7 protein-coding genes are annotated in these 6,702 nt (G+C 55.1%); 3 read left to right on the plus strand and 4 right to left on the minus strand.

Translation table 11 applies throughout. The features are described from left to right. Positions 1-92 precede the first annotated feature (92 nt). On the minus strand, positions 93-920 hold the full coding sequence (locus MVO87_RS04055; protein WP_297552299.1) for an aldo/keto reductase: 828 nt from the start codon (positions 918-920) through the stop codon (positions 93-95). A 78-nt stretch (positions 921-998) separates the two neighbouring features. After that, positions 999-2,234 carry a 2,3-bisphosphoglycerate-independent phosphoglycerate mutase gene (locus MVO87_RS04060; RefSeq protein ID WP_297514712.1) on the minus strand — a complete coding sequence of 412 codons (1,236 nt, stop codon included), beginning with the start codon at positions 2,232-2,234 and terminating at the stop codon, positions 999-1,001. 91 nt (positions 2,235-2,325) lie between these two features. Here MVO87_RS04060 and MVO87_RS04065 point away from each other — a divergent pair, with 91 nt between their 5' ends. After that, positions 2,326-3,258 carry a sodium:calcium antiporter gene (locus MVO87_RS04065; protein ID WP_297552301.1) on the plus strand — a complete coding sequence of 311 codons (933 nt, stop codon included), beginning with the start codon at positions 2,326-2,328 and terminating at the stop codon, positions 3,256-3,258. Positions 3,259-3,298: 40 nt separating this feature from the next. After that, positions 3,299-3,793, plus strand: coding sequence for an HIT family protein (locus tag MVO87_RS04070; protein ID WP_297514715.1), 495 nt, complete (start codon positions 3,299-3,301; stop codon positions 3,791-3,793). A 150-nt stretch (positions 3,794-3,943) separates the two neighbouring features. On the opposite strand, the gene MVO87_RS04075 is transcribed toward MVO87_RS04070, so the two are convergent. Together MVO87_RS04075 and thyX are read right to left on the minus strand one after the other, a co-directional pair. Further along, complete coding sequence (locus MVO87_RS04075; protein WP_297514707.1) at positions 3,944-4,630, minus strand: STK_08120 family protein; 687 nt, start codon at positions 4,628-4,630, stop codon at positions 3,944-3,946. Positions 4,631-4,683: 53 nt separating this feature from the next. Continuing rightward, complete coding sequence (thyX, locus tag MVO87_RS04080; RefSeq protein ID WP_297552303.1) at positions 4,684-5,424, minus strand: FAD-dependent thymidylate synthase; 741 nt, start codon at positions 5,422-5,424, stop codon at positions 4,684-4,686. 218 nt (positions 5,425-5,642) lie between these two features. On the opposite strand from thyX, the gene argF reads away from it, so the two are divergent. Beyond that, positions 5,643-6,590, plus strand: a complete 948-nt coding sequence (gene argF / locus MVO87_RS04085) for an ornithine carbamoyltransferase (protein ID WP_297512319.1) — start codon at positions 5,643-5,645, stop codon at positions 6,588-6,590. The last annotated feature ends 112 nt before the right edge of the window (positions 6,591-6,702 follow it).

Consider the following 6,702-nt stretch of genomic DNA (forward strand, 5'->3'; position numbering starts at 1 on the left):
GAACTTCCTTATCACCTCGTCGGGCAGTTCCTCGTAGGTGACCTTTCCCTCGGTCAGGTTCACCCTCGCTATCCTGTTGTGGTAAGCGAACATCAGACGCACCCCCTTGCCCTCTCCCTATCTTCCCTGCTCAACCTCCAGCCCATCGCTCCCGCGTTCTCCTTCACGTGCTCCTTCCTGCCGGCCTTGGGAATAGCGATAACGTTTTCCTCCCAGATGAGGTAGTTGAGCGCGACCTGGGCCGATGTTTTTCCGTATTTTCTTCCAATCTCGGCCAGGCAGGAGTTCCTCGCGAGCGAGCCCTTCTCCAGAGGGGTGTAGGCTATGAGGGCAATCTTCTCGCGCTTCATGTAGTCGAGCAGGCCGCTCGTCTCGGGCCAGCGGTCGCGGAGGGAGTACTTCACCTCGTTGGCGACTATCTCATACTTTCTCATCGCCTCTTGGGAGCGCTTGAGGAGTTCAAGGTCGAAGTTGCTGACGCCGATGTAGCGAATGAGTCCCTCATCAACCAGCTCCTCAAGGGCGTGGAGGGTTTCCTCTATCTTCCTCCACTCCGTCCCGGGCCAGTGAAGGAGGTGAAGGTCAATGTAGGTGCCGAGCCTCTTAGCGCTCTCCCTTACCGCTCTCTTCGCCCTTTCGTAGCCGAAGTTCGTGGGCCAGACCTTGCTTATGATGAAGATTTCGTCCCTATCAAAACCCTCAATAGCCCTTCCGACGAGCTCCTCGGAATGACCAGCGCCGTAGAACTCGGCGGTGTCTATGAGGTTTATGCCGAGTTTGAGGCCGTAGCGGAGAACCTCAACATTCTCCTCGTCCCTGGAGTAGTAGGGGCTCTCGTAGCCACCTATCCCCCAGGTGCCGAGGCCTATCGCGGTTACCTTATCATCCCCAATACCTTTCAGGTCTCTAAAAGTGCTCACGCTATCACCTGATAGAATATGAGTGCTGGCTCTTTTAAAGTTTCAGTCTGAACGCTAAGATGGACAAAAATGAGAAAATCAGGCCCCAAACTTCTCGGAGCGGTTCATGAGGTCCATCATTATGGGCACTATGTCGTGGCCCCTTATCCTGCCGAGGCCACCGCGCATGCACTCGCGCTCGCCGAAGCTCTCGGTGTGGTCCGGCCTGACACCACCGCCGGCTATGAGGAGCGGAACCGGGTCACCGCTGTGGTTCATGACCTCGCACGGTGTGCTGTGGTCGCCCGTTATCGCTATGACCACGTCCTCAAGGTCAACATGCTCGATGATGTAACCTATCATCCTGTCGGCCTTCTCAATCATCTCTGCCTTGAGTCTAGGATTGTTGTCGTGGCCGGCGGCGTCGGTCGGCTTGAAGTGGAGGAACACGAAGTCGTAGTCCTTGAGCAGTTCAACGGTCTTCTTGGCCTTGGCCATCTCGTCGGTGTTATACTCGCCGGTTGCTCCCTCAGGGGTGTAGACGTCGAAGCCTATCGCCCTCGCGACGCCCTTGACGAGCGAGACCGCTATGACGGCTCCGGCCCTGACCTTCCACTGCTCGGTGAACTTCATCGGGATATCCGGGTAGGTTCCGGCTCCCCTTATCAGGAGGTAATTGGCCGGTGGCTTTCCTTCCTTCCTGCGCCTCTCGTTGATTGGGTGCTTCTCAAGAACCTCGTGGGCCTGCCTGACGAACTCCTCAAGGATTTCCGCAACGCGCTTGCTCTCCTCGTCCTCCCAGGTGAACCTGTGGGGGGGCTTACCTGCCTCGTGGGGGTCGTTCTCGCCCACGCGGTAGCCTTTGGCCATGCCCTTGAGGACCAGAACGGCCCTGTGCCCGGTGGCTCCAACGAAGATGAAGTCGACGGGCAGTTTGACGTTCTCTTGAATAGCTTTCGCGAGCTCGTGGGCTTCTTCGGTACTTATCCTTCCCGCTCTCCTGTCAACGATTATTCCGTTCTCGATTGTTGCGAAGTTAACCCTGAAGGCCAAATCGTCCTCATCCAAATCCAACCCGACGCCGAGGGCCTCAAGGAAGCCCCTTCCGCGGTAGACCTTGTAGGGGTCGTAGCCGAAGATGCTCAAATGGGCCGTGTCGCTTCCCGCCGGCTGGCCGGGCTTTATCGGGTCCTGCTGGCCGAGGATTCCGAGTTTCGCAAGCTTGTCCATGTTCGGGGTTTTCGCGTACTCCAGCGGGGTCTTTCCTCCAAACTCTTTAATCGGTCTGTCGCCGAGACCGTCGAGGATTATGAGGAGTCCCTTCCTCTTCTTCATACCTATCACCTGGGGTGATTAGTCGGGTCCGTTAATAAGTTTGTTGGGCAACCTTTTAAAGGGCCCAGAGAAGGCAACAGGGGGGAGAAGAATGCTTGAGTTCGCAGTGTGGACGCTCTCAATAATCATCGGAATAGTGATTCTCGTGCTTGCAGGGGATAAGCTGTCGGACAAGATAATCGAGGTCGCGAGGAAGGCCGGAATCTCGCCCCTCGTCATAAGCATCGTCCTCGTAAGCCTTTCAACGACCCTTCCCGAGATAACGACGAGCGCCCTCGCGAGCTACCAGGGCGTCAACGGGATAGCCCTCGGAAACGCCCTCGGGAGCATATTCGCCAACATCGCCCTAATCCTCGGTCTCGCCTCAATGATTAGGCCCCTGAAAGCGGGTAAATCGGCCTACGAGAACTCCCTCGTCATGCTCGCCTCCCTCGTCTTCCTAATCCTCCTCTCTCTCGACGGCACCCTCAGCAGGCTCGACGGACTTCTGCTTCTCCTTGCCTACGCCCTCTACCTCCGCTGGCTTCTCAAGAAGCACGCGAGGAGCGAGGTCGACTGGGAGCCGAGCGGGAACGTTACGGTCCTCGACTACGTTCTCCTAATCGTCCTCGGCCTCTTCCTCGTCGGCGGTGCTGAGGCAGTCGTTTTCGGTGGCAAGAACATTGCCCAGGCCCTTGGAATCTCGGACTTCGTGATAGGAGCGACCGTCGTCGCCATCGGAACGTCCCTCCCCGAAATGACCAACGCCCTCTACGGGGCGATAAGAGAGCGCGGGAGCATAAGCGTCGGCAACATAATCGGCGCCAACATAATGAACGCCCTCGTCGTCCTTGGAATAGCCTCCGTCATAAGGCCCCTTAAGACTGGCGCCTCGGTGCTGACCATATTGCTGGTTCTCTTAGCCATGATTCCGATGATAGTTTCGCTGAAGAGAACAGGCGGGATAGACAGGCGCGTCGGGGCCTACTTCCTCGTCCTCTACGTCGTCTACATCGTCCTGATTTTCTCGGGCGTGGAACTGTAAGGTTTTTAAGTCCTCTCCCTTTCTTCCTTCGGTGGTGAGAATGAAGGTCCTGTGGGCACCGTGGAGAATCGAGTACATACGCTCACCCAAGCACGACGGCTGTATCTTCTGTGACTTCCCGAAGGAGAACCGGGACAGGGAGAGACTAATCCTCTACCGAGGAAAGCACGCCTTCGTCATAATGAACAACTACCCCTACAACCCCGGCCACGTTATGGTTGCCCCTTACAGGCACGTTGCCAACTGGGAGGAGCTGACCGACGAGGAGTTGCTCGAGATAATGAAGCTCACTCAGCTCATGATTAGGGCGATAAAGAGGGCCATGAATCCTGACGGTTTCAACCTCGGCGTGAACCTCGGCAGGGTAGCGGGGGCAGGAATAGACAGCCACGTCCACCTCCACATAGTCCCGCGCTGGAACGGCGACACGAACTTCATGCCGGTAATAGCGGACACCAAGGTTATCCCCGAATCGCTTGAGGAGGCCTACGACGAGCTCAAGAGGGCCATAGAGGAAGCCGAGAGGGAAAGTTGAGTTTTCAAACTGAACTTCAAACATTTTTGGGTTTCTCTTTACTCTTTTACGGATTCGTTGTCTTGATATAGTTCATGACAGGGTGGCGGTTAGGATAGTTCACAAAAGATGTGAAAAGAAGTCTCCACTTTTGAATGCGCTGTTGGGCTTCTATATCTTCCCTGCCCTAATCCTGAACTTCTTATTGAGGGGAAGTCCTTCAAAGAGTTCTGGCCCGAGTTTAACTATAGGAACGTCCGCTTGTATCACCGATTCCTTCATCCCCTGTCTAACTCTGAGTTCCCTGAGGTTTCCGTCCTGAACCTTAACCGCGAGATACGTTCCATCCTTTGCCTCTCCCTCCATGATGAAGTCCCTGCCGAATTCCATCGCGATTCTTTTGACGAGTGCTGGGGCAGTCTCTGGGGTTATGTGCTCGGCCTCTCCTTCACTTCCGTTGAACTTGACCACGGGACAGGCCATAGAAGAGCAGAACTCCCTTATGGCTTCGGATATGCCCCTTGCGAAGTTCTCCAGCGGTTTGCCCATAAGGGCTTCCCCAAATCCCGCCCAGCTGGCGGTGACCTTGAGTTTTCTACCGGTCATTTCAAAGGTTATCGTGAGTATTCCCCTCTCGCCCGTGAAAGTGTAAACGGCCCGTCCGTCCTGAAAGCCCACGGTCAGGTCGAACTCGTATCCGAAGTTGAAAATGAACCGCGGAACCTTAAACCTGACTCTTCCCTCCTTGAAGCTTTCAAAGTACGGGAAGAACGGCAGGGTCTTTTCGGGCTCGCTGAGTATGACCTGAAGGGTTTCCCAACCGTAGGGCAATTCAACCTCAGATGTTCTTGATTTCATATTACGTCACCATGAATACCTGGAAGTGGCGAATAAAAAAGCGTTTCTTAAACTTAGAGTTTAAAACTCGCCAGCTTTTCCCACCTTTCCTTCGTCCTCTTCCAGCAACCCGGCGGCATGAGTTCCCTCTCCGGGCAGTAACCGAGCTGAATGCACCTCGGCCCGAGCTTCGCCCACCTTATAATCGGTCTGAGCTCGTCGTTCTTGGCAATCTCCTCCAGCATCTTCCAGGCCACTTCGCGAATCTCCCATTGGGCCCTCTCGCAGAGCCTCAGGCCAAAGAAGTGCTTGAGCTCGCGCAGGTTCATCGTCACCACTATCTTCGTCCGCACTGCCTGGGGGAGAATGAAGCGCGCGTCCTCCTGATGAATTCCAGCCTTGTAGCTCTCCTCGTAGAGTTCAATGGCCTTTCTCATAAACTCCCTCCACTTTTCGTAGAGTTCAGGCTTTTCTTTAACGCTCTCTGGGATTACGAAGGTCTCTTCAACGTCATTTGGGTTCAATTTTATATAGCGCATTGATTGCTGGGTGTAGCTCGCTATCCTATGACGGACAAGCTGATGACTACACACACGGGAACAGCCCTCAATCGAGAACGTAAGGACCGCGTGTTCAAGTATTGACTCGTGGCCGTAGCCGAGAACCCTCGGGAGGTGCATCTCGACGTCCTTCTCTGTCATCCGCTCGAAGGTCTCGCTCTCCCATTCGTCCCAGTAGCTTATGAGGGCCGACCATGTGACGGTTTCAAGGGGCTTTTTCGTATAATTGACGAGCCTGACCCTGATTCCACTCATGCCGAGAATCACCAACGGGCAAAGGTGCTCCACCTTATTAGGTTTGCTTTGACGCGGGGAAGTTAAAGGAGGGGTTTATTTTAGTGCCCTTTCTCGCCAGTTTAAGTCTACGTTTGAAAAGGAAGGAACGAGGTGACTTCAAATAATTTCAGGAAAACCGATGTTTTTCCGACGAAAGGGTTATTAAATTCAGGGAACAGCCTTAAACGGTGATGCACATGGTGGTTAGCCTTGCCGGAAGGGACGTTCTCTGCCTCCAGGACTTCACGAGGGAGGAGATTGAGACCATTCTCAAGACCGCCGAGATGATGAAGATTTGGAACAAGATTGGAAAGCCCCACCGCGTTCTCGAGGGCAAAACGCTCGCCATGATTTTCCAGAAGCCCTCGACCAGGACCAGGATTTCCTTCGAGGTTGGAATCTACCAGCTCGGCGGCTACGGCCTCTATCTCAACGCCAACGATTTACAGCTCAGGCGCGGTGAGACCATCGCAGACACGGCTAGAGTTCTCAGCAGGTACGTTGACGGAATAATGGCCCGTGTCTTCGACCACAAGGACGTTGAGGACCTCGCCAAGTACGCGAGCGTCCCGGTCATCAACGGTCTGTCCGACTTCTCCCACCCGTGCCAGGCCTTAGCCGACTACCAGACCATACTGGAGAAGAAGGGCAGGATTCAGGGCCTCAAGGTTGTCTACGTGGGAGATGGAAACAACGTGGCTCACTCGCTCATGATAGCCGGAACCAAGCTCGGTGCCAACGTCGTCGTTGCCACTCCTGAAGGCTTTGAGCCCGACGAGAGGGTCATTAAGTGGGCCGAGCAGAACGCGGCCGAGAGCGGTGGCTCGTTCGAGCTCCTCCACGACCCGGTTCAGGCGGTCAAGGACGCGGACGTCATCTACACCGACGTCTGGGCGAGCATGGGCCAGGAAGCCGAGGCCGAGGAGAGGAGGAAGATATTCCAGCCGTTCCAGGTCAACAAGGAGCTCGTCAAGCACGCCAAGCCCGACTACATCTTCATGCACTGCCTCCCCGCCCACAGGGGAGAGGAGGTCACCGACGACGTCATAGACAGCCCGAACAGCGTCGTCTTCGACCAGGCCGAGAACAGGCTCCACGCCCAGAAGGCTGTGATGGCCCTCGTCATGGGCGGGATAAAGGTTTGATGCCTTTCCCCTCTTTTCTGCCTAATGGTTTTTGCCAGTTGTGAAAGCAGTCTTTTATAAACTGTGCACTCTATGAAAGCGGGCTTTCACAAAAAGTGCAGTTTGTGAAAGT

The sequence above is a fragment of the Thermococcus sp. genome (assembly GCF_027063845.1).
In the GTDB taxonomy this organism is placed as follows: Archaea; Methanobacteriota_B; Thermococci; order Thermococcales; family Thermococcaceae; genus Thermococcus.

Excerpts from the sequence above, each read along its gene's own strand:
- MVO87_RS04060 (WP_297514712.1), bottom strand. The coding sequence starts at position 2,234 with ATGAAGAAGAGGAAGGGACTCCTCATAATCCTCGACGGTCTCGGCGAC.
- MVO87_RS04065 (WP_297552301.1), top strand. The coding sequence starts at position 2,326 with ATGCTTGAGTTCGCAGTGTGGACGCTCTCAATAATCATCGGAATAGTG.
- MVO87_RS04070 (WP_297514715.1), top strand. The coding sequence starts at position 3,299 with ATGAAGGTCCTGTGGGCACCGTGGAGAATCGAGTACATACGCTCACCC.
- MVO87_RS04075 (WP_297514707.1), bottom strand. The coding sequence starts at position 4,630 with ATGAAATCAAGAACATCTGAGGTTGAATTGCCCTACGGTTGGGAAACC.
- thyX (WP_297552303.1), bottom strand. The coding sequence starts at position 5,424 with ATGAGTGGAATCAGGGTCAGGCTCGTCAATTATACGAAAAAGCCCCTT.
- argF (WP_297512319.1), top strand. The coding sequence starts at position 5,643 with ATGGTGGTTAGCCTTGCCGGAAGGGACGTTCTCTGCCTCCAGGACTTC.